Genomic DNA, 26,079 nt, shown 5'->3' with positions numbered 1-26,079 from the left:
GGCGGGAAGCTCTAATAATGGGGCGGACGGTACCGATTGAGCAGGATATCGTCCTGCAGGCTTGACCAATCGACAAGGGGCCAGTGCGCCGGTTCCTCCAGGCTGATGATCTGGTCCCCGGCAGGGTGGTCCGATAATGGAATATCCTCGGCCGGGATGAATGCCCGCTCCGGAATGGCGTAGAAGGCCCTCGCCTTGGCCCGCGAACCGCGACGGCCGTTGGGAAGGGCGATGGCAAGGCGGTTGGACCGAAGCCGGACCAGAATGCCCGGCGGATAGAGATTCATGCCCTGCATGAAGGCGAAAAGCAGCTTTTCGTCCAGATGCCCGGTCCAGCCGCTCATCCTAGCGATCGCTTCTGAAGGCGTCCAGGCCTCCTTGTATATCCGTTCCGACGTCAGAGCGTCGTAGATATCGCAGATCGCGCCCATGCGCGCTGCCACGCTTAACTGCGCGCCGCCGATACCGAACGGATAGCCTGTGCCATCCATCCGCTCATGATGATGCAGGGCGACGTCGATAGCCGTCTGGGGCATGCCCTCGCATTGTTCCAGCAGCGTTCGGCCGGAAAGTGTATGATCCTTGACCAACGCGAACTCGTCATCGGAAAGGCGGCCCGCCTTGTTCAATATGTCCAGCGGAACGGCCATTTTCCCGACATCGTGCATCAGGCCGGATATGCCCAGATCCCTTACCCTGTCCTCATCCATGCCCAGTTGGCGCGCGAAATTCACCATCAGGGCGCAGACCGCCACCGAATGGAGATAGGTGTATTCGTCCTTGTTCTTCAGTCGGGCCATGTTGAGCAGCGTGGACCGGCTGCGTTCCAGCGAGCGCGAAATATCGTCGACGAGCGTCAGGACGTCCGGCGTGACGGCCAGGCGGCCGAGCCGCGCCTCGTCGAACAGGCGCGTGACGATCTGTTTGCCGCGGGAAATGATCTGGCGGGCCTGTTCCATTTCCCGATTATGGACTTTTTCGCGGGGCGCGGACCAGGAACGGCTCTGAAGGCTGCGGGTAGCGGGAAGGGGCGAACCTCGCACATCCATCGCAGCAGGCGGATGCTTGCTTTCCGGCCCCTTGCCCTTCGAACTGTCGATGATCACCGCTTCCACGTCGCTGGCCCGGATGCGGTCCAGCACGTCCATGTCGGTGATGACGAAGCGCGGCCGCCAGAAGGGATGGTTGAACCAAGATCCCTTGAAGGCGTGCACATACATGCCCATCGTTACTTGATACGGATCAATACTGATCAGCAAAGCTATCCTCCATGCCGGAGGCTTTACTATTCGATTGTTATCAAAACGTAATCGTCAGTTGTCATCAGTCAGGCGGAGCGCCACCTGGTTCATGAATCGCGCATCATCGCCCCTGGCCAGCCATTCCGCTTCGGCGCCGATGGCGCCGAGCATGTCGGCCAGCGCGTCGGTCTCGCTCTTGTGATAATTGCCGAGCACATAGCCATGGACCCGGTCCTTGTGCCCTGGACGGCCGATGCCGATCCTGACCCGGCGAAACTCCGCGCCGATATGGGCATCGGTCGAGCGCAGGCCATTATGCCCGGCATTGCCGCCCCCGCGCTTCACCTTCACCTTCATCGGCGGCAGGTCGAGTTCGTCGTGGAAGACGGTCACATCCTGCGGCGTCAGCTTGTAGAAGCGCATGGCTTCCCCCACTGAACGGCCGCTTTCGTTCATGAAGGTGGCGGGTTTCAGCAGGATGATCTTGTCCGAGCCGATCCGGCCTTCCTGCACCCAGCCCTGAAATTGTTTCTTCGGGGGAGAGAAGCGGTGCAAGTCCGCGATGACGTCCACGGCCATGAAGCCGACATTATGCCGGTTCATCGCATATTGGGTGCCTGGATTGCCTAGGCCTACCCAGATCTGCATTGCCTGTCATCTCCAAAGAAAAATCCCGCCCGCCGGGTAGGCGAGCGGGATCGGAATTTCCAGTCCGGAAAGGACTTGCCGGAAAGGCTTATTCGCCTTCGGCCGGGGTTTCGTTGTCGCCTTCGGCGCTCTTGAGAGCCGAGGGTGCAACGATGGTCGCGACAGTGAAGTCGGTCTCGTCATGCGCAGCCTTGGCGCCCTTGGGCAGCTTCACGGCGCCGATGTGGATCGATTCGCCGACATCCAGCCCGGTCAGATCGACGACGACATCGTCGGGGATCTCGGCCGCATCGACGATCAGTTCGATCTCATGCGCGACGATGTTGAGGACGCCGCCCTTCTTGAGGCCGGGCGAAGCGTCTTCGTTCTTGAAGACCACCGGCACGTTGACGTGGACGGTGGCATGTTCCGAAACGCGCAGGAAGTCGGCGTGCAGCGGACGGTCGGTCACGGGATGGAAAGCGACATCCTTGGGCAGGGTGCGCACGGCCTTGCCGTTCACCTCGACCATGACGACCGAATTGAAGAAGTGGCCGGTGCCGAGCAGCTTGTTGAGGAGCTTTTCCTCGACGTGGATCGACTGCGGTTCTTCATTGTTACCATAGATGACGGCGGGTACGCGGCCCTCACGGCGGAGAGCGCGGGAGGCTCCCTTGCCTGCCCGATCGCGTGCCTCGGCCGACAGCGTAAGCTGCTCGCTCATTGCGTGTCTCCAAAAGCAAATTGATGTAAGCGCCCGCCACGCCTCCAGGGATGACCATCGCGGGACCGCGGGCCAATAGCAGAAAGGAGGCGGAAAGCAAGAGCCGGGCCTTATTGTACCCTCGTCACCCGATATCCATCGGCTTGCAGCAACGCGATCAGGTTGCCCTTGCCGGCGAGATGCCCGGCGCCCACGGCTATGAAGGGACGGCCCTCGAGGCGTTCGACCGATTTCACCCAATCCCGGTTGCGATCGGCCAGCACCGCCCGTTCGACCACCGGATCGGGTTCCTCGCTCACCCGGTCCTCCCTGGCGAGCGTTACAAGATCGCCCCTGATCCAGGCCTTCAGGATACGGTCGTACAGCGCGCCTATGTCCTTCGCCTCGCGCACCGTATCGATCAGCAACCGCCGTTGCGCCTGTTCGGGCAGAGTGTCGAAGGCGCCGAACTGTCGTGCCACCGTCTCCAGCCCGCCGATCGGCTTGCCCGCATCCCTGAACAGCGCGATCAGCGCCGGTTCGACGCCGTCGTCCTGACTGACATGCAGGGCCTGCTGCGCGGCGGCGGAAAGCAGCATGGCCGCAGCCCAGCTTTCATAACCTGACAGCGCCTGCGTGCTGGTGCCGCCATCGCCGGCGATCCGGTCCAGCGCGGCCTTGTCCCGCTCCGGGACGCGTGCTTCCAGTGGCGGAAGCCCTGGACTGCGCCCCATCGCCTCGAACTGCGCCAGGGTTCTCGCCTGATCCTGAATTTCGGCCGACTCCAGCACCAACTGATCGGCCCTGCCTATGGCCTCGCTGATGGGAGCCGTCCGCCATTGCACATGTTTCGGCAGCACATGGATGGTGCCGAACAGCCAGCCGTCGATCCCCTTGCCCTGAATGCGCCAAAGCGCCGGGCCACCACCGGGGGGCGGGGCAGGCGGCTCGTTTCCGCAGGACGTAATGAGAAGTAAGGCGGCCAGCCCCAACCAGCGCGCCAGCCACCGCGTCATCCTATTGCTTCACCCGCGCCGAAGCGATGCCCAGCGCCTTCAATTGCTCCTGCACGCTGCCCTTGCCCGCCAGATGTCCCGCTCCGACCGCGATGAATACCGTGCCTGGCTGCGCCAGGCGCCCCTTGATCCACTTCGCCCAATTGGCATTGCGCTGGATCAGCAGCACCTGGGCCAGTTCCGGCGTCGCCTCCAGCGATTCGTTCATCTCGGCCGCCAGCTTTTCCGGCTCGCCGCCCTGCCAGTGCGCGACCAGCTTGGCGAACTCGCTCTCCATGTCGGGCAGGCCATCGACCGTCGCGTTGAGGAACTTCACCTGCTGCTCCATCGGCAGTCCGGCGAAATAGCCCAATTGCTGCTCCACCGTCTCCAGCGCGCCGATCTTCTTGCCTTCGGCCCGGGCCGCCGCCGTCAGCGTCTTTTCCGCGCCGAGTTCGGATTTATAGCCCAGCTTGCCGAGCGGCTGCACGGAAAGCGCCATTCCCGCCATCCACGGGTTGAACATCTCGAAAGTCTGCCAAGGCAGGCTGTTAGCCGCCATCGCGGCCTGATATTTGCCCCGCTCCTCCGGGTTCAGCCGATCCGACAACTTCACCCCGTCCCGGGCCAGAGCCGTACCTGCCATGGTCGCGGCCAGTGCCTGCTGATCTTCCGGCTCGACAATCTCCAGCACCAGTTCGTCAGCGCCATCAAAGGCGGACTTGATCCAGCCCTTGAACCAATCCACCCCCGGTTTCATCACATGAACGGTGCCGAACAGATAGATGGTCGTGTCCGCATCTTTCACCGTCCACAGCGCGGGCGTCACATAGGATGAACGCGCGCTGGTCCGCGCCGAAGCCGGATGCTCCATCGAACATCCGCCAAGCACCAGCAGGGCGGCCGCCAGCCAGCGAAAATTGGGCCATTTCATGTCAGCAAAAGGTCCATTTCATCGATCGTCCTCCATCCATGCGTCCCGCAGCGCAACAGGGCAAGCGGATTTACCCCTTGCCTTCACCCTCTTTTCCTTGACCCTGCGGCCTTGCTGCGCCAAGGCGCGCCGAAATTGAACCGTCATCCAAGGGACCGTCCGTGGCGACAAGCAAAGTGCTTTCCTTTCAGGATCTGATCCTGACCTTGCACGCTTATTGGGGCAAGCAGGGCTGCGTCATCCTGCAACCCTATGACATGGAAGTGGGCGCGGGTACCTTCCACCCGGCAACCACCTTGCGCAGCCTTGGTCCCAATCCCTGGAACGCGGCCTATGTGCAGCCCAGCCGCCGGCCGACCGACGGCCGCTATGGCGAGAATCCCAATCGCCTTCAGCATTATTACCAATATCAGGTCATCATGAAGCCAAGCCCGGCGAACCTGCAGGAGCTATATCTGGGGTCGCTGGTCGAGATCGGCATCGACCCGCTGGTCCACGACATCCGCTTCGTCGAGGATGACTGGGAAAGCCCGACGCTGGGCGCCTGGGGCCTTGGTTGGGAAGTCTGGTGCGACGGCATGGAAGTCACCCAGTTCACCTACTTCCAGCAGATGGGCGGCTTCGACTGCAAGCCGGTCGCGGGCGAGCTGACCTACGGGCTTGAGCGCCTGGCCATGTATATTCAGGGCGTAGACAGCGTCTATGATCTGAAGTTCAACGATGCGGGCGTCACCTATGGCGACGTCTTCCTGGAAAATGAGCGGCAGATGTCGAAATGGAATTTCGAGGTCGCCGACACCGAAAAGCTGTTCCGCTGGTTCAAGGATTGCCGGGCCGAATGGCAGCAGTGCATTGACGCGGGCGTCCCGCTCGCCGCCTTTGAACAGGCGATCAAGGCCAGCCACACCTTCAACCTGCTCCAGGCGCGGGGCGTCATCTCCGTGCAGGAGCGCGCAAGCTATATGGGGCAGGTCCGCGACATGGCGAAGGGCAGTTGCGAGGCATGGATGAAGACCAACGGGTGGGCCGCGTGATGACCGATTTCCTGCTCGAACTGCGCTGCGAGGAAATACCGGCGCGCATGCAGTTGAAGGCGTCGGAAGACCTGGCCCGCCTGTTCACCGAAGAACTGGCGAAGGCTGGCTTGAAGCCCGAAAGCATCGACAGCTTCGTCACGCCCCGCCGTCTGGCGCTGATCGCGCGGGGATTGCCGCTGGAAACCGCCGCCGTCAGCGAGGAGTATAAAGGCCCGCGCACTTCGGCTCCGGCTCAGGCGCTCGAAGGCTTCCTGCGCAAGACCGGCCTGACGCAGGATCAACTCGAAGACCACGATGGTGTCTGGTTCGCGGTCGTCAACAAGCCCGGCCGGGCCACCGCCGACGTGCTGGCGGAAGCCGTCCCCACTGTCGTCCGGGCGTTCCCCTGGCCCAAGTCCATGCGCTGGGGCGCCGCTTCGCAAACGACGGAAAGCCTGCGTTGGGTCCGTCCGCTGCAGGGCATCGTCGCGATCCTGGGCGAAGAATTGGTCGATATCGAAATCGAAGGCATCAGGTCGGGCTATGCGACGCTGGGCCACCGCTTCCATCATCCCGGCGAGATCACCATTGGCGGCGCGCACGACTATGCCGAAAAACTGCGCGCCTGCCATGTGATCGTCAGCCATCAGGAACGCCAGTCGATCATCGAGGCCAAGGCTGCCGAAGCGGCCGCCGTTCATGGCTATACGGTCGTCGAGGACAAGGGCCTCATCGCGGAAAATGCAGGGCTGACCGAATGGCCGGTGCCGCTGCTGGGCGATTTCGACCCCGCATTTCTTGAGGTTCCGCCTGAAGTCATCCAGCTAACCCTTCGTATCAACCAGAAATATTTCGTTCTGCGCGATGCGGGCGACAGGCTGGCCCCGGCCTTCATCTGCACCGCCAATATCGAGGCGAAGGATGGCGGCGCGGCAATCGTCGCGGGCAACCGCAAGGTTCTTGCCGCGCGTCTGTCGGACGCCCGCTTCTTCTGGGAGCAGGACCGCAAGACCAGCTTGGAGGATCATGCGAAGAAGCTGGAGCGCATCACCTTCCACGAAAAGCTCGGGACCGTCGCCGACAAGGTGGAGCGTGTTGCGAAGCTGGCCCGCTGGCTGGTCGAAGAAGGTATCGTCAAGGGCACGGACGCGGATCAGGCCGAACAGGCTGCCCGTCTCGCCAAGGCGGACCTTGTTACTGAAATGGTGGGCGAGTTTCCTGAGCTCCAGGGCATCATGGGGGGCTATTATGCCCGTGCCGAGGGCCTTCGTGACGTTGTAGCGGACGCTGTTCGCGATCATTACAAGCCGGTGGGACAGGGAGACGAGGTTCCGACCGCGTCCGTGTCTGTTGCGGTGTCTCTTGCCGACAAACTCGATACACTCCGTTCATTCTTCGGTATCGACGAAAAACCGACTGGCTCGCGTGATCCTTTTGCGCTCCGGAGGGCTGCGCTGGGTGTCATCCAACTCGTCACGGCGAACGATCTGCGGTTTGCTGTCGCGGAGGGTGATCTACTCGATTTCTTCGCAGACCGTCTGAAGGTCCAGCAGAAGGAAGCGGGCGTAAGGCACGACCTGATCGACGCGGTGTTCGCGCTCGGTGGCGAGGATGATCTTGTCCGCTTGCTTGCCCGCGTGAAGGCGCTTCAGTCCCTCATCGCCACGGACGACGGCACCAACCTGCTCGCCGGTTACAAGCGCGCTGCCAATATCCTGAAGAAGGAAGGCGTTGAAGCGGCCGGGAAGGTCGGACTCACCTACACCCCCGAACAGGCCGAAGCCGATTTGATCGCTGCGCTCGACGCTGCCGAGCCTCGCGCTGCCGCGGCCGTCGCGGCCGAGGATTTCGAAGGCGCCATGGCCGCACTTGCAACATTGCGGGCGCCAATCGATGCCTTTTTCGAGACGGTTACGGTCAACGATGCCGATCCGTCCAAGCGCTCCGCTCGCCTTGCGTTGCTCTCGCGCGTGCGTGAGGCGGTGCATGCGGTGGCCGATTTTTCGAAAATTACTGGTTGATGGCGACAGATAAGCGGACCCGCGGGACAATCAGTGAAATAGAAGAGCAATCATCGTAAAAGTGGGTGCATTTGTCGCCCATCTGTTGTTTAATTTGTTGCATCGCACAACTACACGGCAATCAGTGCAGGAGAGCCGCGATTATGTTGACAATGGAAGAGGCCAGCATGAGCACGACCGCTACCCGTTATGTCTATCGTTTCGGCGGCGGCGTCGACGACGGCGGCAAGGGCGACAAGAACCTCCTCGGCGGAAAGGGCGCCAATCTGGACGGCATGGCCGCCATTGGCCTGCCGGTGCCGCCCGGCTTCACCATCACGACCGAGATGTGCACCCGCTATTATACCGATGGCGGCGTCTATCCCGAAAGCCTGAAGGCGGAAGTCGTCAGCGGCATCGCCCATATCGAGGGCGTGACCGGCAAGAAATTCGGTGACAAGGCCGATCCGCTGCTGGTCTCCGTCCGCTCCGGCGCACGCATTTCGATGCCGGGCATGATGGACACGGTGCTGAACCTCGGCCTCAACGACGAAACCGTGCTGGGCCTGGCCGCTGCATCGGGGGACGAACGCTTCGCCTGGGACAGCTATCGCCGTTTCATCCAGATGTATTCGGACGTGGTGCTGGAACTCGACCATGGCGCCTTCGAGGAAGCCCTCGAAATCGCCAAGGAAGATCAGGGCTATACGCTCGACACGGAAATGACCGCCGACGACTGGAAGGCCCTCGTTGCCGAATATAAGGCGCTTGTTTCAAAGCTCTGGGGCAAGCCTTTCCCGCAGGATGTGAACGACCAGCTCTGGGGCGCGATCAGCGCGGTCTTCGGGTCGTGGCAGGCCGACCGCGCCAAGGTCTATCGCCGCCTGAACTCGATTCCGCATGATTGGGGCACCGCCGTCAACGTGCAGGCGATGGTGTTCGGCAATATGGGCGATACCTCGGCCACCGGCGTTGCGTTCACGCGTGATCCCGCGACCGGCGAGAACGCCTATTATGGCGAATATCTGATCAATGCCCAGGGCGAGGATGTGGTGGCGGGAATCCGCACGCCGCAATATCTCACCAGGCAGGCGCGCGAGCGGGCAGGGGCCAAGCCGCTGTCGATGGAAGAGGCGATGCCGGAAACCTATGCCGAACTGGCGCGGGTGTTCGAAATCCTCGAAAAACATTATCGCGACATGCAGGACATCGAGTTCACGGTGCAGCAGGGCAAGCTCTGGATGCTCCAGACCCGATCGGGCAAGCGTACGGCCAAGGCTGCACTCAAGATCGCGGTCGACATGGCGAATGAGGGGCTGATCTCGGAAGAGGAAGCCGTCGCCCGCGTCGATCCGGCCGCGCTCGACCAGCTTCTGCACCCGACGCTCGACCCCAAGGCGCCGCGCGACGTGCTGACCAAGGGCCTGCCCGCTTCGCCAGGCGCGGCTTCGGGCGCGATCGTGTTCGACGCCGATACGGCCGAGCGCCGCAATGAACTGGGCGATTCGGTCATCCTCGTCCGCGTCGAGACCAGCCCTGAGGACATTCACGGCATGCATGCGGCCAAGGGCATCCTGACCGCGCGCGGCGGCATGACCAGCCACGCCGCCGTGGTGGCACGCGGCATGGGCCGTCCCTGTGTGTCCGGCGCGGGCAGCCTGTCGATCGACAATGCTTCCAAGACGCTGCGCATCGACGGCCGCACCCTCAAGGAGGGTGACATCCTCACCATCGACGGTTCGACCGGCGAGGTGATGGCGGGCGAGGTCCCGACCGTGCAGCCTGAACTGGCGGGCGATTTCGGTACGCTGATGGGCTGGGCCGACAAGGTCCGTCGCCTCAAGGTTCGCGCCAATGCGGAGACCCCGCTGGACTGCCAGACCGCGCGGGATTTCGGCGCGGAAGGCGTGGGGCTGTGCCGCACCGAGCATATGTTCTTCGACGCCGCCCGTATCACCGCCGTCCGCGAGATGATCCTCGCCGACACGGAAAAGGGCCGTCGCATTGCGCTCGACAAGCTGCTGCCGGAACAGCGTGACGATTTCGCTCAGATATTCATGGTGATGGCGGGCCTTCCCGTGACCATCCGTCTGCTGGACCCGCCGTTGCACGAATTCCTGCCGCATGGCGAAGCGGAGTTCGAGGAAGTGGCCAAGGCCGCAGGGGTTGGGGTAGAGGCGCTCAAGCGCCGCGCCGCTGAACTGCACGAGTTCAACCCGATGCTCGGTCATCGTGGTTGCCGTCTGGGCGTCACCTATCCCGAAATCTATGAGATGCAGGCCCGCGCCATCTTCGAAGCCGCACTGATCATCAAGCAGCGCAGCGGCCCGGATTCGTTCGGGGCACCGATCCCTGAAATCATGATCCCTCTCGTCGCGACGAAGAAGGAACTGGAACTGATGAAGGCGATCGTCGACAAGGTGGCGCAGGAGGTCTTTGCCGAGCAGGGCGCTTCGGTGGATTATCTGGTCGGCACCATGATCGAACTGCCGCGTGCTGCGCTGAAGGCTGGCGAGATCGCCGAAGTGGGCGAATTCTTCTCGTTCGGCACCAACGACCTGACCCAGACCACCATCGGCATCAGCCGTGACGATGCCGGCCGCTTCCTGACGCAATATGTGGACAAGGGCATCTTCGCCCGCGATCCGTTCGTCAGCATCGATGTGGAGGGCGTGGGGCAGCTTATCGAACTGGCCGCCGAACGCGGCCGCGCGACCCGCGACGGCATAAAGCTCGGCATTTGCGGCGAGCATGGCGGCGATCCCGCCTCCATCGCCTTCTGCGAGAAGACCGGTCTCGATTATGTCTCGGCCTCGCCCTATCGCGTGCCTATCGCGCGCTTGGCCGCTGCCCAGGCCGCGCTGGCCCACAGGAATTGAGAGGGAAGGGGCGGGGCGCAAGTCCCGCCCTTTTCATTGGAAGTGTAGGCCGCCTCAGGCTCGCGTGGTCCTGTGCGCATAGAGATGCGCGTGCTGGTCATGTTGGCGCGCCTCCAGCAATCTCGCCTGTTCGCGCCATTCCTCGCGCCCGATGACGCCCGGCTTCAATCCCAGCCGTGCCTCCAGCGCGGCCTCCTGCTCACCGTTGAGCGCCGCGATCTGAACGAAACGATGATAGCCCGCTTCGTTGAGGGTGATTTCATCCTGTTGGGTAATGCCGTGAATGCGGCTGAGATCATCACGTCCATGAACGGCACCCGCAACGGCCGTGGCGGTGCCCGGACCGACGGGGCGGGATTGCCGTTCCAGTTCCGCGATCCGTTCATTGGCGGCGGCGAGGCGGGTTTCACGGTCCTGGATAGCGGTGCGGTGGGCAAGCTGTTCGTCCCGCCAATAGCGCTTATATTTGCCGCGCCCGCTCATCATCAGGCCTAGGACCAATCCTATTGACAGGGCGATCAGGAGCAGCGCGATCTCATTGAGGGTGAAGGTCATGGTCGTGCATCCTTTCCTGCGTTCCGAACGAGCGGATCGCGGCAAAGGTTGCGGCGCGGCTTGGCAGGCGGTTGGCCCTTCAAAAAAGTGCAAAAAAGGCTTGCCCAATCGTGCTGACGCTTCTATTTGCGCCACTCCAACGCACCCGTAGCTCAGCTGGATAGAGCATCAGACTACGAATCTGAGGGTCGGACGTTCGAATCGTTCCGGGTGCGCCATTTTCCTTTGAAATCAAGCATATTACGGGGCGTTTTTAAACAGCGGTCCAAGGCGCTTAACTGCGTTTGCGCGCCCGGTCCTAATTTCGGAGAAGCGCGTTTTTTGGGGTTGCCAGATCACTCAGCCCCTTATATCTGCGCCTCCACAACGCACCCGTAGCTCAGCTGGATAGAGCATCAGACTACGAATCTGAGGGTCGGACGTTCGAATCGTTCCGGGTGCGCCATTTCCCAAAATTCTGTATCGAAGCCGAAAGACGGCTTCAGCTACATCGGTCCGATGCTGGCCGGTCGAGGGCCACGACGGTGATGATCGTCGAGATTTGTGCGCTGGCGGACACGCTGCACACGCGCGACCTGTCGAACGTACCCGCGGGCCATAGCTCAGGATATTCCGCATTGAAGGCAGGTTTGCCTGCCGAGACATAGGGGGCGCCGTCGGAACAGAAATTGTCCAGCACGCAGTCCTCGAACAGGATCGCGTCGAACAGCGAAACCAGTTTGGCCGCTGATCCGCCGGTATTTTTCTGCACCGGTTTCAACCCATAGCCGCGCGCCCGGCTCGACAGGGCGGTGACATAGTCGATCATATTCTGCTCGGTCAGGTTGAATCCGGTGGTCGATGCACCGTCCTCGAAGGAATCCATTACGTCGAATTCGACATAATCGAAACCCTTGTCGCGGCACATGCGCAGCCGGTCGTCCATGATCTGGATGAATTCCGGATAGCGGCTTATGTCGATATAGCGTTCACCGGGGAAGCCCGGATAGCTGTTGCCGAGCAGCCCGGAAATGGCACTCAATTTCGCGTAATCAGGCCGATTGCTCTCCGCCGAACCGATGTCCAGATAGCAGATCGTCTTCGTGCCCGCGGCCTTGGCGGCCGTGACGTAGCTGGCGGGGGTGTCGAAACCGTCGACGTCCAGAAAGGCGACCGCGGGCGGGGTGGATGGCAGGCCCTGGCTTTGCAATATCCATTCCCATGAGGAAAGGGATGTAGGCGTGGGCGTGGGCGTAGGCGTAGGCGTGGGCGTCGGAGTGGGAGCCGGTGTGGGGGACGGAGCAGGCGTAGCTGTGCCCTGAGAGTTTCCTCCACCCCCACCCCCACAGGCGGCAAGGATCAGCGTCACCGCCACCGCGCCGCGGAACCGCGAAAGCGATTTATGCGCCGGAGACACAGTCATATCCGTGCTTTCGATACTATAGGGTGATCGTGGCGCAGTTCTGAACGACAGAAGCAGCAGATTCCAGCTTATACCCTTGAACGAACCGAATAAGGATATAGCAATAGTTATATAAATAATGATGTAAATCGTTCGATAATATTCCTATTTTCTTGTGAATTGAACCAATTGATGCAAAAAATATTCTCTGCCGGTCTTCATTGAAGTTGACAGGGCATGATGGTTGAAAGCACATTAACCATGGGTAAAAACTTCAAAAAACCGAGTCGCCCCACCAAATGTGCGCGGTGTGACTATATCCAGCGATCCTGGCCGTAAGTTCCGGGACCATGGGTATAAATGGGCTGAAATAGCGTCTTACCCTGTTTGCATCAGCGCAGTGGAGTTTGGGGAATATTCCCTGACGGACAGGCTTCGCCTGAACGCTGGAGCGGTATATCCGATCGATATTGCAGAAGATCGAATGGGCTTCGTCATCGTTTCGGTGATGTATTTTGTGATATCGAATTTCTTCTTGATGATAATATAATATCCGGTCGCAAACTTATGAAATGAATCTTTCGAGGTTCATAAGTTTGGGGTTTTGCCATGACCTTCGGCCACAGCATCACATTGGATGGTTCTCTTAGCGACTGGTTCAGCACCGACCGGATCGACGACAACAGCAATCCGGGCTACGAGGTCTATTCTACGGTCGACAGCGGCAATTTCATCTTCGCGTTGAAGGCTCCGGTCCAGATCGGCGCGAATACGACGGTCTGGCTGAATACGGATGGCAAGGCATCGACCGGCTACCAGATATTCGGTTATGCGGGCGGCGCGGAATATAATATCAATTTCGCCGCCGACGGGACCGTCAATCTCTATACGGGAATGGCCGGGCAGACGCTGGTCATGAGTGGCCTCAACGCGGTCTGGTCGCCTGACCGGACCGTCGTGGAATTCAGCCTGCCGACGTCGGCCGTCGGCAATCCCGCGGCCATGTATTCGCTCTACGACATCAACGATCTGCAGACAGGGTTCCTGCCGACCGATTATCTGTCGGCGCCCTTCACCATATTCAACACCCCCACCGTCACGCGCGCGCCCGACATGCGGATCGGCATTGTCTTTTCGGACACCACGGCCAAGGCCTATTTCAGCGAAACCGCCTATTCCCAGCTTTTCATGTCGGTTCAGGCGCAGGCGATCCAGGCGGGCATCCCCTTCGACATACTGACTGAATCCGACCTGACCGACCTCAACAAGCTGGCCAAATATGATGCGCTCGTCTTCCCATCCTTCCGCAATGTCCAGGCCAGCCAGGTCGAGGCCATTTCCCATACGCTGGAAATAGCGAGCAAGCAGTTGGGCATCGGCCTGATCGCGGCTGGCGAGTTCATGACCAACCAGCCCTATGTGCAGGGCGGCACGGTGGGAGGCGATCCGCTTCCCGGCGACCCCTATGCCCAGATGAAGCTGCTCTTCGACGCCACGCGGGTCACCGGCGGCACCGGCAATGTCACGGTGAATGCGACAGATGCCAACGGTCTGGTCCTCGACAATTATGCCAATGGCCAGCAGGTCAACAGCTATACCAATGTCGGCTGGAACGCCTTTCAGGGCTATAGCAAGCCGGGGCAGACGATCGCGACTGAAACCATCAACGGCGCCCAGACCTATGCGGCGGCGCTCGCCACCCAGACGGGATCGGCGCACAATGTCCTCTTTTCCAGCGAAGGCGTGATGGCCGACGCGAACATGTTGCAGAGCGCCATTTCCTATGCCGCCAATGGCACGGGCCTTTCGGTGGGTCTGCACCTGTCGCGGGATGCCGGCATCGTCGCAGCGCGCGTCGACATGGACCAGAGCCAGGAGCTGGAGGACGTCAACCCCCCCGGCTCCACCCCGGGCATCTACGACAAGCTGCTGCCCATCCTGACGCAGTGGAAGGCCGACTATGACTTCGTCGGCAGTTTCTTTCTGAATGTCGGGAACGGCACCAACGGCACCGGCACGGACTGGTCCGTTTCGCTGCCCTATTACAAGGCGCTGCTGGCCCTGGGCAACGAGATCGGCACGCACAGCCTGACGCATCCGGAAAATACCAACCTGCTGACTGCCCAGCAGATCCAGACCGAATTCCAGGACAGCACCAATATCCTCAACAGCAATATCGGCATTCAGATCGCTGGCGCGGCGGTGCCGGGAGCCCCCGAGACGCTGGGCGTCTCGCAGGAAATCATGAAATATGTTTCGGATTATCTGACCGGGGGATATGCGGCGCAGGGTGCGGGCTATCCCAATGCCTTCGGCTATCTGACGCCTGCCGATCAGAGCAAGATCTATTTCGCGCCGAACACCTCGTTCGACTTCACCCTGGTCGAGTTCCAGAAAAAGACGGTGGCGGAGGCCACGGCCGCCTGGATCGCCGAATTCGACAAGCTGGTCGCCAACGCCCAGACCCCGGTGATCGTCTGGCCATGGCATGACTATGGCGCGGCGGATTTCGTGTCGGGCAGTCCGACGGCGGACAGTCCCTATGATATTTCGATGTTCACCACCTGGCTTCAGCATGCCGTGGCAGCCAATATGGAATTCGTCACGCTGGACGATCTGGCCCAGCGGATGACGGCGGTGAAGAATGCGACCATCACCACCAACGTGGTCGGCAACAGCATCACGGCCAGCGTCAGCGGGGCCAATGTCGGCAATCTCGCCCTGGACGTCGATCGCCAGGGGGCGCTGGTCATTCAGAATGTGACCGGCTGGTATGCCTATGACAGCAACAGCGTCTTCCTGCCCCAGAGCGGGGGAACCTATACGATCAACCTGGGGGCCGCTGCCGACGACGTGACTCACATCACCGACCTGCCCATGCGGGCGGTGCTGATGAGCGTGACCGGGGATGGCCATAACCTGGCCTTCTCATTGCAGGGCGAGGGGAAGGTGGTCATCGACATCGCCAATCCCGGCACCCATGGCATTGTCGTCAGCGGAGCCACCATCGTCAGCCAGGTGGGCGAGATAGTGACGCTGGATGTGGGCGCCTACGGCCTGCACAATGTCACGCTGGAATATCGGGATCCGCCGGTCATCACATCCAATGGCGGCGGCGCGGCGGCGGCCCTCTCCATCCCGGAAAACAGCACGGCGGTGACGACCGTTGCCGCGACCGACGTCAATCCCGGCGCAGTGATCACCTATTCCATTTCGGGCGGAGCGGATGCCGCCAAATTCACGATCAACAGCGGGACTGGGGTTCTGAGCTTCGCGACCGCGCCGAATTTCGAAGCGCCTGCCGATGATGGCACGAACAATGTCTATGACGTCATCGTCCGTGCTTCCGACGGGACGCTGTTCGACGAACAGGCGCTGGCCGTTGCCGTCACCAATGTGAACGAGGCGCCCGTCATCACCTCCAACGGCGGCGGGGCTTCGGCAGCGATTTCCGTGCCGGAAAACACGACCGCGGTCACCACCGTAACGGCGACGGATCAGGACGCCGGAACGACATTGGTCTATTCGATCGTGGGTGGGCCGGACCGCGCCAGTTTCGCGATCGATCCCGCGACGGGCGCGCTCGCTTTCCTGACAGCGCCCAATTTCGAGGCGCCGGCCGATGCGAACGGCAACAATGTCTACAGCCTGACAGTTCGGGTGTCGGACGGCGCGCTGTTCGACGAACAGGCCATCAACGTCACGGTCACCAACGTCAATGAATCGGCGCCCGTGATCACATCGGGCGGTGGCGGCGACACGGCGGCCATTTCCATCTCCAGCGGGACGCGGCCGGTGATGAAGGTGACGGCGATCGACCCGGACGCGAACACGACACTGGTCTATTCGATCGTGGGTGGACTGGATCAGTCCAAATTCGTGATCAACTCGTCCACGGGCCAGCTCAATTTCATCAACACGCCCAATTATCTGCTGCCGACCGATTCCGGGGCGAACAATGTCTATGACGTCATCGTGCGCGCATCCGACGGCGCGCTGTTCGACGAACAGGCGATCGCGGTGACGGTGACCCCGCCCAACGCGCCTCCGATCATCATATCCAATGGCGGCGGCGCGTCGGCCACGATCAGAATGGCGGAAAACGGCACGAACGTGACCACCGTCATCGCCACGGACGCCAATATCGGCCAGACGGTCACCTATTCGCTGGGCTCGGCGGTGGATGGGGCATTATTCTCCATCGATCCGAAGACGGGTGTCCTCACCTTCAAGACGGCGCCGGATTTCGAGGCGCCTGCCGACTCCAACTTCGACAACCGTTATCAGGTGCAGGTGCTGGCGACCGACAGCCTGGGCGCGCAGGATTCCCAGAACCTGACCATCGTGGTCACGAACGTCACCGGCGTATCGTTGACCGCGTTGAGTTCCGGATCGACGCTGAACGGCACCGGCGAGGAGGACACGCTGAGGGGCGCAGGCGGCAACGATACCCTGATCGGCAATGGCGGCAACGACACCCTGGTCGGCAATGGCGGCAACGACATCATCGACGGCGGGGCGGGTAACGACCGCATCACGGGAGGTGCAGGGGCCGATATATTGACCGGCGGCGCCGGGGCCGATCTGTTCATCTACAATGCGGTCGGCAACAGCACGCCGATCATCATGGACCGGATCATGGATTTCCAGGATGGGATCGACAGGATCGACCTGTCCGGTATCGATTCCAATCCGTATCTGTCGGGAAACCAGGCCTTCAGCTTCATTGGCGGCGCGGCCTTCACCGCCGTGGGGCAGCTTCATGTCTATTCCGACGGCACCGACACATTCATCGAAGGCAATACGGACAATAACCCGGCAACGGTTGAATTCGCGATCAGACTTGCCGGCGTTCACAATCTGACCGCGAGCGACTTCCTGTTGTAGCATCGAGGCTTGGGGGAATGGCCGGCATCGGTTTCAAACTGGATCGCATCGCCCGGGAAGACGGCCTGGGGGGGATCGCTCATGCCGCCTTTCATGGCGCCGTGATCAGTTCCGGTCCCTGGCTGATGACGGCGTTCGCGGTGTTCCTGCTGCAGGGCTGGACCCGGTCGGTGATGGTGCCGGCGGACCATGTGATCGTACAGACCAGCCTGGTCTATGCCTTTGGCGTGTCGACGGTCGTGACGGCGCCGCTGGCGATGATTGCGACGCGGATGGCATCGGACCGCTTCTATATGGGGGACCGGGAAGCCGTTCCGTCGATATTGATGGCGGCGCTGGTGTGGGCCACGGTCGCGTCGCTGATAGCGGGCCACATGCTGTTCGGCTTTGCCGCGGTCATGCGGCCCGACCTCTATCTGCTCGCGACGGCCATATTGACCCTGTTCGCGCAGATCTGGATCGCCAGCCCCTTCCTGCATGCGACATGGCGGCACCGGCCGATTTTCATGGCCTATCTGTCGGGCATCGCCATCGTTGCGGTATCGCTGGGCGTGGTGCAGCCCACTGCGCCCGCCGCCGTCCTTGCCGCCATTGCGGCGGGGCTGGTGGTGACGCTGACGCTGCTGATCGCCGCCATAAGGGAGGATTTCCCGTCCATGCCCGGCTGGCAGACGCGGTGGATCGGCAAGACGCCCGGCGTCATGGCGCTGGGGGCAGCCGGGCTCGCCAACGCGCTGGCGATCTGGATCGACAAATGGCTACTCTGGTGGGCGCCGGGCAGCGTTCAGGCGATGGGCATGCTGCGCGTCAACCCCATCAACGACCAGGCCAGCTTTCTGGGCCTGCTCACCATGATTCCCGGCCTGACGCTGATCATGGTCACGACCGAAACCCGGTTCGACCGTGCGTTTGCGGAACTGATGTCGCACTGCACCGGCACCGCCAATCTGCGCAGCATCGAAAAGGCCCGGCGCAAATTGGCGAGGACGATCCGGCTCGACCTGCGGCTGCTGATGGTAGAGCAGGCAATACTGGCCTGCTTCTGCTGGGTCCTGGCGCCGGAGATCGTCCGTCTTCTGGACCTCAACGCGCGCGGCATATTCGGTTTTCGCCTGACGGCCGTGGGCGTGGTGTTCCACCTGGTCGCGATCCAGATGAGCATCATCCTGTCCTATTATGACCTGGCGGGCCGGATCGTCGCGGTCTGGGGCAGTTTCCTGATCGCCAGCGCCATCGGTACGCTCCTGCTGCGCGACAATGGCTTTGCGGGCTTTGGGTTCGGCTATCTGGCCGGTGCCGTCACGGCCGCCTCGCTGGCCGTGGCGCTGGTCGCCCAGGCGACGGGCAAGCTGACCTATCTGCTCTTCGTCGGCAACAATCCTTCGGTCGTGGGCAATGCGAGGTTCTGGCCATGAGCTTCGCTGCTTTCCGCCGCCGCGATCTTTTCGCCCTTTCGCTGATGGTGTTCGGCCTGTCCGCCCGCGCCCTGCCGGAAGCCAGCAGGCCGGCAGCCTGGGCCGTCGATTATGGCGGCGCCACCGATCCCGCATTGGCCCGCAACTTCGGCCTGCTGGTGCTGGAGCCCGACTTCCCGCGCGCCATTCAACCGCTGAGAGGCCCGAACAGCCGGATATTGGCCTATATCAGCCTGGGCGAAGTGCATTCCCATCGGCCTTTTTTCGACGAACTCGAAAGGGCGGGTGCGCTGCGCCAGGCCAACCCCAACTGGCCCGATGCGCGACTGGTCGACATGCGCGACCCGGCTTGGACGAAGCTGGTACTCGACCGGCTCGTCCCCGCGATATTGCAGAAGGGCTATGACGGCATTTTCATGGACACGCTCGACAATGCCGAGGCGATGGAGCGCAAGGATCCGGAGCGGAACAGGGGCATGGTGGCGGGGGCGGCACGGCTGGTCGAGGCCATCCGGAAAAGATATCCCGCCATCACGATCATGATGAACCGCGGCTATGCATTGCTGCCGCTGGTCGCGACGCAGATCGATCTGGTGCTGGCCGAAGCCATGGCGTCGCGCTGGAACTTTGCCGAGCGGCGCTATGAAATGACCTCGGCAGAGGATTGGGCATGGCAGGCCGGCCGGTTGCTGGCGGCGAAGCAGGCCAATCCCCGCCTGGGTCTGGCCACGCTGGATTATTGGGACCCGCAGGACAAGACGACCGTCGCCAGCCTCTATGAGCGGGAGCGTGCCGCCGGGTTCCAGCCCTATGTGTCCACCCTGGCCCTCGACCGGCTCATACCGGAGCCCAGCTCATGAATATCGCAACTCTGCGCAGCCCCAGCATCTCGTTGGTAGGGCCGATAGCCGGGGGAGGGCTTTTGCTCGCCACCACGGCTTTGCTGATGCCCAATTCCGGGCAGATCGCCGATGCGATCAGGCGAGGCACCTTTTCGCCGCCGCCTGCGGCCGTGCCGCTGCCGCCGCCCAGCACCACGATGCTGATGCAGCGCTTTTCGCACGGCAGGCATGTGTCCGTCCCCGACCTTCAGCGGTTGCTGGCTGCATCCACCGCGACGGCAAGCGCCTCCAGCCTCTCCGCCATGGCGGACGCTTTGGCGAAGGGCGGCGTCAAGGATATGACCGGCCGGATCGCCTATGACATATTGGCGGGCGGGCGGCCGGATGTGGCGATGGCCTTTCTGGAAAGCCGCCCCGACTATGCGGACCCCGTCCACTGGCGCCTGCGTTTCGATCTGCGCCGTCAGACCGGTGATCTCCAGGGTGCGGCCGACCTGCTGCGTGCCGCTGCTCTGACGCCCGGCAGCGCCCCGCCAAAGGATGTGACCGAGGCGGCCTATGCGCTGGGTCAGCCCGATATGCTGATCATGGCGGCGGAACATCATGCGATTCCCGCGCTCACCAGGGCGCAGGCGCTGGATCTGGCGAATTGGGCGAACAATGCCAGACGGTATGAGCTGATTCCCCGCATCGACAGGGCGGGAACGCCCAGCTGGCGGGGGGACAATCCCTGGCTTGCCATGACGTTGGCGCAACGGTCGGGGGATATGGGATCGGCGCTGCATTATACGGCGCTGTTGCCGACGGGACGCGAAGCCGCGCGCGAAAGCATCCTGATGGCATCGGGCGACCGGCAGGCGATCCGGCAATGGCTGCTGGAACAGGCTTCGGCGAGGGGTGCCGACCGCGCCGCCATCGCCCAGCATCTGCTGGAACAGGGATTCCGCAGCGATGCCATTGCCGTGCTGCGGCAACAGGCCGAACGGCAGGGCGGCAATGACCAGGCGTCCGCCCGGCTGCTGTACCTGATGGGGCCGCGCCCGGCCGAAGCCGATCTGGCCTGGCTGCGGTCGCGCGCCCTGGCCGATCCGGGCTGGATTCCCCCCTATGTCGAACGCGAACAGCCAGGCAGGGCGCTCGCCTTTCTTGAAGGGCTGCCCACCGCGGATAGCAGCGCCATGCTGGTCCGGCGCATAATGCTGGCCAATATGGCGCGCGACCGCACCGCTGCCGCGCGGGCGATCGACCGGCTGCTCGACGGGCGCCCTCTGTCGGCAGCGGAGTTGAAGGCGGCCTCCGGCGCGATCCTGCCCGTGCAGAAGGCGGAATATTATGCCCTTGCCCTGGCGCGTGCCCGGCTTGCGGCGGGGCAGGGGCTGACGGCGGATCGGCTGGCCCTGGCCTGGGACGCCTGGAACCAAGGCCATGCGCAGGATACGGTCGGGCAGTTGCAGCCCTATCTGCAGGACCGGCCGGACGACCGGGCTGCGCTTCGCCTGATGGCGGACGCGCAGGCAAGGTGGAGAGGCGAGGCGGCGGCGAAGCCCTGGCTTGAGAGGCTGCTGGCGACCATGCCGGCGCCCTCGATCGAGCGGGCTGAATTGCTGACCCGGATCGGGCGAACGTCCGACGCGATGGCCATGGTCGAAACGCTGCGCGCGCGTACGCCCAAGGATCGCCGTCTCGACATCATGCTGGCCCGCCTGCTGATCGCATCCGGCGATCCGGGACGTGCCCGAAAGGTTCTGCAGCCATGATGCCGCTGGTCGCGTCCCTCTTGCTTGCGGGGCCGCCGCCGCTCCTGATCGCGACCCTTCCGCCTGACATGGGCGTTTCCACCCCGGCTTCGGCCACCGAGGGGCGAAGCGTCGATCTGACATGGAGCCGGGACGTCCATCTTCAGGTCGAAAGGAGTGACTATGATCTGGTCGTCCGGTTCGATCAGGCGATCACGGACCAGCAGTTGAAGGATTTTGCAAAGGCGGCCGGGGACGATCTGGCCGACCTGCGCTGGAACGACGACAGCCTTGTCCTGCGCCCTGCCAGCGGAAGGCGGCTGGAGGCGGTCGTGCAGGGGCGCAGCCTGCGCGTCCGTTTCCTTCCCGATGAACCTGCCTTGCCCGCGTCGTCCCCGCCTTTTCAGCCGCCTGTGGCCGAGACGACCGACATGGACATGGAACTGACCATCGCACGGGCGCAGGCCGATGCGGCGGCTGGCTATCCCGATCTGGCGCGGCGGCGGCTGGCGCCGCTGGCGGCGGCGCATCCCGGCGACAAGCGGGTCCAGCGCCTGCTGGGCGACATGGAGGTCGCGGAAGGCGCCCTGGCGCTGGGTGCGAACCGCTATCGCAACCTGGCGGCCGATGACCCCTTTGCCCGGCAGACCATCGCCGAATCCGGCGGCAATGCCATGGCCGCCGTGACGGCCAGGGGAGGCAAGGTCTTCTGGCAGCTGGAAAGCGGCATCAACGCCATGGTCCCGGTCGCCCCGCGCATTTCGGCCGGTGCGGGCCTTCGCTGGGTTCGTTCGGAAGCCGACACCGTCTATGGTCCCACCGGCATATTGAACAACCGGACATCCCGCTCCGCCATTGGCGACCTGTTCGCGACGATCGATCTCGGCCCCGTTTCCCGGATCGAACTGCAGGGCAGCGCGCAACTGGACGAGAAAGTCTTCGGCGGTGGTGCCCGACTGTTCCTGGGGCCGCCCGAAAAGCAGGCGCGGCTGGTGTTCGCCTATCATCTGCCGGATCTGGCGACACCCGAACAGTCGACCTTCGGCGGGCATATCAGCCGGGCAGGCATAGGCGGGACGATACGGCTGACGCCCGAACTGGTGGTGCAGGCCGACGGGGCATGGAACGGCTATGGCCTTCGCGGAACCGGTATCCGCACGCGAAGCGTCAGCGTGACCGGCGGCCTTGATTATCTGCTCCTTCGCGGATCACCCTCGCTGGCGATCAGCTATCGGCTGGACGCGGAATATGTCCACCGAACAGACGCGAGGCCCAATGGCCTTGCCTATATCCCCCTCATCGACCGGGAAAATCACAGCTTCCAGCTCGTGTCCGGCATGTCCTGGACCCGGTGGCAATTGACCGGGGCCGCGGGCTGGACCTTCGATCGGAAAGGCAAGACCGACGGTCCCACCGCCAATGTCAGCGCGACGGGCCGGCTGGGCGCGGGATGGCGCCTGCAGGCCAGCGGCGGCATCAGTTCGATCAGCCGGCCGGGCATTTCGGGACGGCAGCTTTATCTGCGCGTTGCGCTGACGCGCTACTTCGGGAGACATTGATGCTGAAACATCGGCCCATCTTCCTGCAATGCACGGAAATGCTGGTTCTTTTCGCAGCACTTGTCGCCGTCGACAGGGGACTGCTGCAGGGCAACGCATTTTCCGGTCTCAACCCCAACCCCTATTGGCTTCCGGTGCTGGCGATGGCGATCGCCTACGGCACCGGCATGGGTCTGGTCGCGGGGATCATCGCGAGCGCCATCTGGTTGAATTGGTCCGACATCGGCCCGGCGCCGGTGGATCATCTGGAACAGCAGCTGCGCCTTTCCGTTCAGCCGATGCTGTGGATGGTGGCCGCCCTTGTGATCGGGGAGGTGACCGCCAGCCGGATGAACCGCATCGCCGATCAGGAACGGCATCATGAGGCGATGGATCGCAACTGGAAAAGGCTGGCGGAGGTCATCGCGCATCTCACCGATACCAACCGGAAGTTGCAGGTCAGGATCGCAACGGAACAGCGAACGGTGGTCCAGGCGGTGGACGCGGGGCTGAAACTGATGGAAGGCGATCCGGAAGGCCGGGCGGAAGCGATCGCGCGGATGATCGCGCTCGCGGCACAGACGGAGGATTTTACCTTCTACGATGTGAGCGGCCGCCAGATGATCGCGCGTTTTTCGGGCAGGGCCGCGGCCGACCCACCGCCGGAGCTGACCCGGTCCCTGTTGGCCGAGGCGATGCTGGCCACCCCCCGGTCCTTCCAGCATGATTGCGCGGCGGATCAGGCGATGCTGGCGGAGATCGGCATCGTGGCGCTGCCGGTCCTGGATCGGGATGACGCGTTGGCGGCCGTGATCGTCATTCACAGCATCATCGGCGCGCGGACGACCGAGGCCTATATGGCGCAACTGCGCCAGATCGCCGATCTGTTGGGCGGGACAGCGGGACTGTTCGCCAGAGAACAGGAGGCCATGCCGAAATGGCTGGTCCCCCAAGGGAAGGTTGCGTGATTGCGCTGCTCGCTCTTCTTGCCATTCTGGACCTGCTTCTGCTCTTCGGCGCAATGCTGGCAGGGCAGGGCGCGATCATCTGGTTCGGTCCTGCGCATCTGCTGCTTACCGTTGGGATCCTGCTGCTGTTGACGGCGCGCCTGCGCGACTTTACGGCGATTCAGTCCTTTGCGTTGCCGATCGGGGCAGCCTTTGGTCCGGCGGGAATAATGGTGTGCCTGCTGCTTTCGCCGCTGGTGCGCAACGGCCGGGCCAGGCGGCAAATCGTCTATCGCCATGGCCCTGTCCGCGAAAACCGGTCCATGAACAGCGTTTCGCCAGCCGAAAGGCTGGGCCGTATTCTGGATGAACGGGTGCGCTATCCGGAATGCGACGAAATCGGATCATTGGCCACCATGTTGCGTTACGGCACTTTGCAGGCGCGTTATCGGGCGTTGGAGACGGCCGTCATTTCCTTTGAGCCGAGACTGTCGCCGCTGATCGTCATGGCGCTGGCCGATGAGGACCAGACCATCCGTGCCCTCGCTGCCGCCGCCGCCGCGCAGGTCAGCTACAATCTGGCCCTGCAGCGCAGCGAGCTTCAGGCCCGGATCGCCCTCAGCCAGAATTTGGACGATCGCTATGCGCTGACGATGTTGCTCGCGGATCATGGTTGTTTCAACCAGTTGCTGCCCAAGGCGCAGCGCCTTCGCCTGTGTCAGGAGGCGAGCAGGAAATTGGGCGAGATTGCGGGGGCGTTTATGGCCCATGACGGCCGCCGCCGCGCGTTGAGGGCCGTCCGCACCCGGTTGAGGCGGGAAATGGAGCAGAGCGGAGCGGTGCTGTCATCGCCCGCTGGCGTCTCCGGCATGGGGCGGGTGCCGTGATGCGCAGCGCTCCGGAAATCGCGCAATGCGATGTCTGCCTGATCGTCGAGGGGGCCTATCCCTTCGTCGTCGGCGGCGTATCGAGCTGGCTGCAGGATCTGGTCCTGAGCATGCCGGACCTGCGCTTCACCATCGTGGCGATCAAGGCGGGCGCCCATCCGCAGCCGTGGCAGGTCGTGCCTCCCTCCAATGTGGCCGGCATCCTGGAAGTGCCGCTGCTGGTCGAGCCGTGCGTGCCGCGCCGCTATCCTGCCCTTCAGATGAGGCGGATCGGGCGGCTTCTGCTCGCCTTCCTGTCGACCGGCGGGAAGGACGACCTGATCCGTCTGCAAAAGGCCCTCGGCAGGCTGAAGCCCACCCCTGCCGCGGGCGATCTGCTTTCCAATCCGGAGATATTCGATCTTTTCACCCATTATTACGACACCGCTTTCCGCTCGTCCTCCTTTCACCATTTTTTCTGGGCGATGCGGGTTCTGTTGGGCGGGTTGCTCAAGATGCTGCTGGTGCCCTTGCCCCGGGCGAAGGTCTATCACACCATTTCCACGGGCTTTGCAGGCTTGCTGGCCGCGCGCGCGGCCTATGAAACGGGGCAGCCCGCCTTCATCACCGAACATGGCATCTACATGCTGGAGCGGCAGATCGAGATCATGATGGCCGACTGGATCGGCGACCAGATCGAGACCGGGCTGACGCTGGACCGGGAGGGGCATGACCTGCGCGACCTGTGGCTGGCCGTGTTCCAGACCTATACGCGTGCCTGCTACGATGCCTGCGACCCCATCATTGCCCTTTATGGCGCCAACAACCAGACCCAGCGGCGGCTTGGCGCCCGGCCGGACCGGCTGCGGGTCATTCCCAACGGAATCGATGCCGACCGCTTCATCCATATGGAGCGCAACTGTGATCCCGCGCGCCCGCTCGTGGCGCTGATCGGTCGGGTCGTTCCGATCAAGGATATCAAGACATTTGTGAGAGCGGCTGCCCTGGTGCTGGCGGAAATGCCCGAAATACGCTTCGCGATATTGGGTCCGCTGGACGAGGACCCCGATTATGCCGCCGACTGCAACGCCCTGGTGCAGGAACTGGGGATCGCCAATGCCGTCCAGTTTGCCGGTCGGGTCAACGTTAGCGAATGGCTGCCGCGGATCAACATTCTGGTGCTGACCAGTCTTTCCGAAGCGCAACCGCTCGTCATTCTGGAGGGGGGCGCTTGCGGCATTCCGGTCATTGCCCCCGATGTCGGCAGTTGCCGGGAGATGGTCGAGGGCCGATCCGCCGCGGACCGGGCGGGAGGCATAGTGACCCAGCTCGTCAACCCCGAAGGGACGGCCGCAGCCATACTCAGCCTGCTTCGTAGCCCGTCCCTTCGCCGTTCCATGGGGGAGGCGCTGCGTGAACGGGTGCTCAGCGACTATGATCGTAGCGCCATCATCGCGGAATACCGGCACATCTATAACGGTCTGGGCGCGCAGGCCCGCTTTTCGGAGTTGCAGTGA

The 26,079-nt window shown here is 62.8% G+C and carries 18 protein-coding genes and 2 tRNA genes; 13 read left to right on the top strand and 7 right to left on the bottom strand.

The genetic code is table 11. The features are described 5' to 3' along the window. Positions 1 to 11 precede the first annotated feature (11 nt). The 5 genes from MJ601_RS00835 to MJ601_RS00815 form a co-directional block, all read right to left on the bottom strand. A complete protein-coding gene (locus MJ601_RS00835; RefSeq protein ID WP_281061186.1) occupies positions 12 to 1,259 on the bottom strand; it encodes a cyclic di-GMP phosphodiesterase in 1,248 nt (415 codons plus the stop codon). A 54-nt stretch (positions 1,260 to 1,313) separates the two neighbouring features. Next, positions 1,314 to 1,889 (bottom strand): aminoacyl-tRNA hydrolase, encoded by a 576-nt coding sequence (pth, locus tag MJ601_RS00830; RefSeq protein WP_242122680.1) that lies wholly within the window; start codon positions 1,887 to 1,889, stop codon positions 1,314 to 1,316. Between the two features lie 88 nt (positions 1,890 to 1,977). Beyond that, positions 1,978 to 2,592: a 50S ribosomal protein L25/general stress protein Ctc gene (locus tag MJ601_RS00825; RefSeq protein ID WP_242122679.1), complete on the bottom strand. Its 615-nt coding sequence runs from the start codon at positions 2,590 to 2,592 to the stop codon at positions 1,978 to 1,980. A 110-nt stretch (positions 2,593 to 2,702) separates the two neighbouring features. Then, positions 2,703 to 3,587: a TraB/GumN family protein gene (locus MJ601_RS00820; protein ID WP_242122678.1), complete on the bottom strand. Its 885-nt coding sequence runs from the start codon at positions 3,585 to 3,587 to the stop codon at positions 2,703 to 2,705. Position 3,588: 1 nt separating this feature from the next. Beyond that, positions 3,589 to 4,500, bottom strand: coding sequence for a TraB/GumN family protein (locus tag MJ601_RS00815; protein WP_242122677.1), 912 nt, complete (start codon positions 4,498 to 4,500; stop codon positions 3,589 to 3,591). Positions 4,501 to 4,661: 161 nt separating this feature from the next. On the opposite strand from MJ601_RS00815, the gene MJ601_RS00810 reads away from it, so the two are divergent. The 3 genes from MJ601_RS00810 (at position 4,662) to ppdK (ending at position 10,395) form a co-directional block, all read left to right on the top strand. Beyond that, a complete protein-coding gene (locus MJ601_RS00810) occupies positions 4,662 to 5,534 on the top strand; it encodes a glycine--tRNA ligase subunit alpha (RefSeq protein ID WP_242122676.1) in 873 nt (290 codons plus the stop codon). After that, the gene (gene glyS, locus MJ601_RS00805; protein WP_242122921.1) at positions 5,534 to 7,537 is read left to right on the top strand and encodes a glycine--tRNA ligase subunit beta; all 2,004 of its coding nucleotides are present in this window, start codon (positions 5,534 to 5,536) and stop codon (positions 7,535 to 7,537) included. Before MJ601_RS00810 ends, glyS begins: the two co-directional genes overlap by 1 nt. 143 nt (positions 7,538 to 7,680) lie before the next feature. After that, on the top strand, positions 7,681 to 10,395 hold the full coding sequence (gene ppdK / locus MJ601_RS00800) for a pyruvate, phosphate dikinase (protein WP_242122675.1): 2,715 nt from the start codon (positions 7,681 to 7,683) through the stop codon (positions 10,393 to 10,395). A gap of 54 nt (positions 10,396 to 10,449) precedes the next feature. On the opposite strand, the gene MJ601_RS00795 is transcribed toward ppdK, so the two are convergent. Further along, the gene (locus tag MJ601_RS00795; RefSeq protein ID WP_242122674.1) at positions 10,450 to 10,950 is read right to left on the bottom strand and encodes a helix-hairpin-helix domain-containing protein; all 501 of its coding nucleotides are present in this window, start codon (positions 10,948 to 10,950) and stop codon (positions 10,450 to 10,452) included. 141 nt (positions 10,951 to 11,091) lie between these two features. Here MJ601_RS00795 and MJ601_RS00790 point away from each other — a divergent pair. Both MJ601_RS00790 and MJ601_RS00785 read left to right on the top strand, forming a co-directional pair. After that, positions 11,092 to 11,168, top strand: a tRNA-Arg gene (locus tag MJ601_RS00790). Between the two features lie 150 nt (positions 11,169 to 11,318). Next, positions 11,319 to 11,395, top strand: a tRNA-Arg gene (locus MJ601_RS00785). 36 nt (positions 11,396 to 11,431) lie between these two features. On the opposite strand, the gene MJ601_RS00780 is transcribed toward MJ601_RS00785, so the two are convergent. Further along, on the bottom strand, positions 11,432 to 12,352 hold the full coding sequence (locus MJ601_RS00780; protein ID WP_281061185.1) for an endo alpha-1,4 polygalactosaminidase: 921 nt from the start codon (positions 12,350 to 12,352) through the stop codon (positions 11,432 to 11,434). 588 nt (positions 12,353 to 12,940) lie between these two features. Between MJ601_RS00780 and MJ601_RS00770 the strand changes: the two genes are divergently transcribed. From MJ601_RS00770 to pelF, 8 genes are read left to right on the top strand one after another with little or no spacing between them, the layout of a single operon-like run. Then, positions 12,941 to 17,218: a cadherin domain-containing protein gene (locus tag MJ601_RS00770; protein ID WP_242122673.1), complete on the top strand. Its 4,278-nt coding sequence runs from the start codon at positions 12,941 to 12,943 to the stop codon at positions 17,216 to 17,218. A gap of 17 nt (positions 17,219 to 17,235) precedes the next feature. After that, a complete protein-coding gene (gene pelG / locus MJ601_RS00765) occupies positions 17,236 to 18,633 on the top strand; it encodes an exopolysaccharide Pel transporter PelG (protein ID WP_242122672.1) in 1,398 nt (465 codons plus the stop codon). Beyond that, on the top strand, positions 18,630 to 19,493 hold the full coding sequence (locus MJ601_RS00760) for a glycoside hydrolase family 191 protein (protein ID WP_242122671.1): 864 nt from the start codon (positions 18,630 to 18,632) through the stop codon (positions 19,491 to 19,493). The genes pelG and MJ601_RS00760 overlap by 4 nt, the downstream gene beginning before the upstream one ends. Then, positions 19,490 to 21,232 (top strand): tetratricopeptide repeat protein, encoded by a 1,743-nt coding sequence (locus tag MJ601_RS00755; RefSeq protein ID WP_242122670.1) that lies wholly within the window; start codon positions 19,490 to 19,492, stop codon positions 21,230 to 21,232. Before MJ601_RS00760 ends, MJ601_RS00755 begins: the two co-directional genes overlap by 4 nt. Beyond that, entirely contained in the window at positions 21,229 to 22,770 is a 1,542-nt protein-coding gene (locus tag MJ601_RS00750) for a hypothetical protein (protein ID WP_242122669.1), read from the top strand. The genes MJ601_RS00755 and MJ601_RS00750 overlap by 4 nt, the downstream gene beginning before the upstream one ends. Beyond that, positions 22,770 to 23,717, top strand: a complete 948-nt coding sequence (locus tag MJ601_RS00745) for a hypothetical protein (protein ID WP_242122668.1) — start codon at positions 22,770 to 22,772, stop codon at positions 23,715 to 23,717. The genes MJ601_RS00750 and MJ601_RS00745 overlap by 1 nt, the downstream gene beginning before the upstream one ends. After that, on the top strand, positions 23,714 to 24,583 hold the full coding sequence (locus MJ601_RS00740; RefSeq protein ID WP_242122667.1) for a hypothetical protein: 870 nt from the start codon (positions 23,714 to 23,716) through the stop codon (positions 24,581 to 24,583). Before MJ601_RS00745 ends, MJ601_RS00740 begins: the two co-directional genes overlap by 4 nt. After that, positions 24,583 to 26,079: a GT4 family glycosyltransferase PelF gene (pelF, locus tag MJ601_RS00735; RefSeq protein WP_242122919.1), complete on the top strand. Its 1,497-nt coding sequence runs from the start codon at positions 24,583 to 24,585 to the stop codon at positions 26,077 to 26,079. Before MJ601_RS00740 ends, pelF begins: the two co-directional genes overlap by 1 nt.

Origin of the sequence: Sphingobium trunci (genome assembly GCF_022664535.1) — a bacterium.
Lineage (GTDB): Bacteria > Pseudomonadota > Alphaproteobacteria > Sphingomonadales > Sphingomonadaceae > Sphingobium.
The sequence above is the reverse complement of the archived record's forward strand: the minus strand, read 5'-3'. Positions and strand labels throughout refer to the sequence as shown.

What these genes read in the sequence shown, in the direction of transcription:
- MJ601_RS00820 (WP_242122678.1), bottom strand. Translation starts at nt 3,587, where the DNA reads ATGACGCGGTGGCTGGCGCGCTGGTTGGGGCTGGCCGCCTTACTTCTC.
- MJ601_RS00755 (WP_242122670.1), top strand. Translation starts at nt 19,490, where the DNA reads ATGAATATCGCAACTCTGCGCAGCCCCAGCATCTCGTTGGTAGGGCCG.
- MJ601_RS00770 (WP_242122673.1), top strand. Translation starts at nt 12,941, where the DNA reads ATGACCTTCGGCCACAGCATCACATTGGATGGTTCTCTTAGCGACTGG.
- MJ601_RS00750 (WP_242122669.1), top strand. Translation starts at nt 21,229, where the DNA reads ATGATGCCGCTGGTCGCGTCCCTCTTGCTTGCGGGGCCGCCGCCGCTC.
- MJ601_RS00795 (WP_242122674.1), bottom strand. Translation starts at nt 10,950, where the DNA reads ATGACCTTCACCCTCAATGAGATCGCGCTGCTCCTGATCGCCCTGTCA.
- pelF (WP_242122919.1), top strand. Translation starts at nt 24,583, where the DNA reads ATGCGCAGCGCTCCGGAAATCGCGCAATGCGATGTCTGCCTGATCGTC.
- pelG (WP_242122672.1), top strand. Translation starts at nt 17,236, where the DNA reads ATGGCCGGCATCGGTTTCAAACTGGATCGCATCGCCCGGGAAGACGGC.
- MJ601_RS00780 (WP_281061185.1), bottom strand. Translation starts at nt 12,352, where the DNA reads ATGACTGTGTCTCCGGCGCATAAATCGCTTTCGCGGTTCCGCGGCGCG.
- pth (WP_242122680.1), bottom strand. Translation starts at nt 1,889, where the DNA reads ATGCAGATCTGGGTAGGCCTAGGCAATCCAGGCACCCAATATGCGATG.
- MJ601_RS00825 (WP_242122679.1), bottom strand. Translation starts at nt 2,592, where the DNA reads ATGAGCGAGCAGCTTACGCTGTCGGCCGAGGCACGCGATCGGGCAGGC.
- MJ601_RS00815 (WP_242122677.1), bottom strand. Translation starts at nt 4,500, where the DNA reads ATGAAATGGCCCAATTTTCGCTGGCTGGCGGCCGCCCTGCTGGTGCTT.
- MJ601_RS00745 (WP_242122668.1), top strand. Translation starts at nt 22,770, where the DNA reads ATGCTGAAACATCGGCCCATCTTCCTGCAATGCACGGAAATGCTGGTT.
- ppdK (WP_242122675.1), top strand. Translation starts at nt 7,681, where the DNA reads ATGTTGACAATGGAAGAGGCCAGCATGAGCACGACCGCTACCCGTTAT.
- MJ601_RS00760 (WP_242122671.1), top strand. Translation starts at nt 18,630, where the DNA reads ATGAGCTTCGCTGCTTTCCGCCGCCGCGATCTTTTCGCCCTTTCGCTG.
- glyS (WP_242122921.1), top strand. Translation starts at nt 5,534, where the DNA reads ATGACCGATTTCCTGCTCGAACTGCGCTGCGAGGAAATACCGGCGCGC.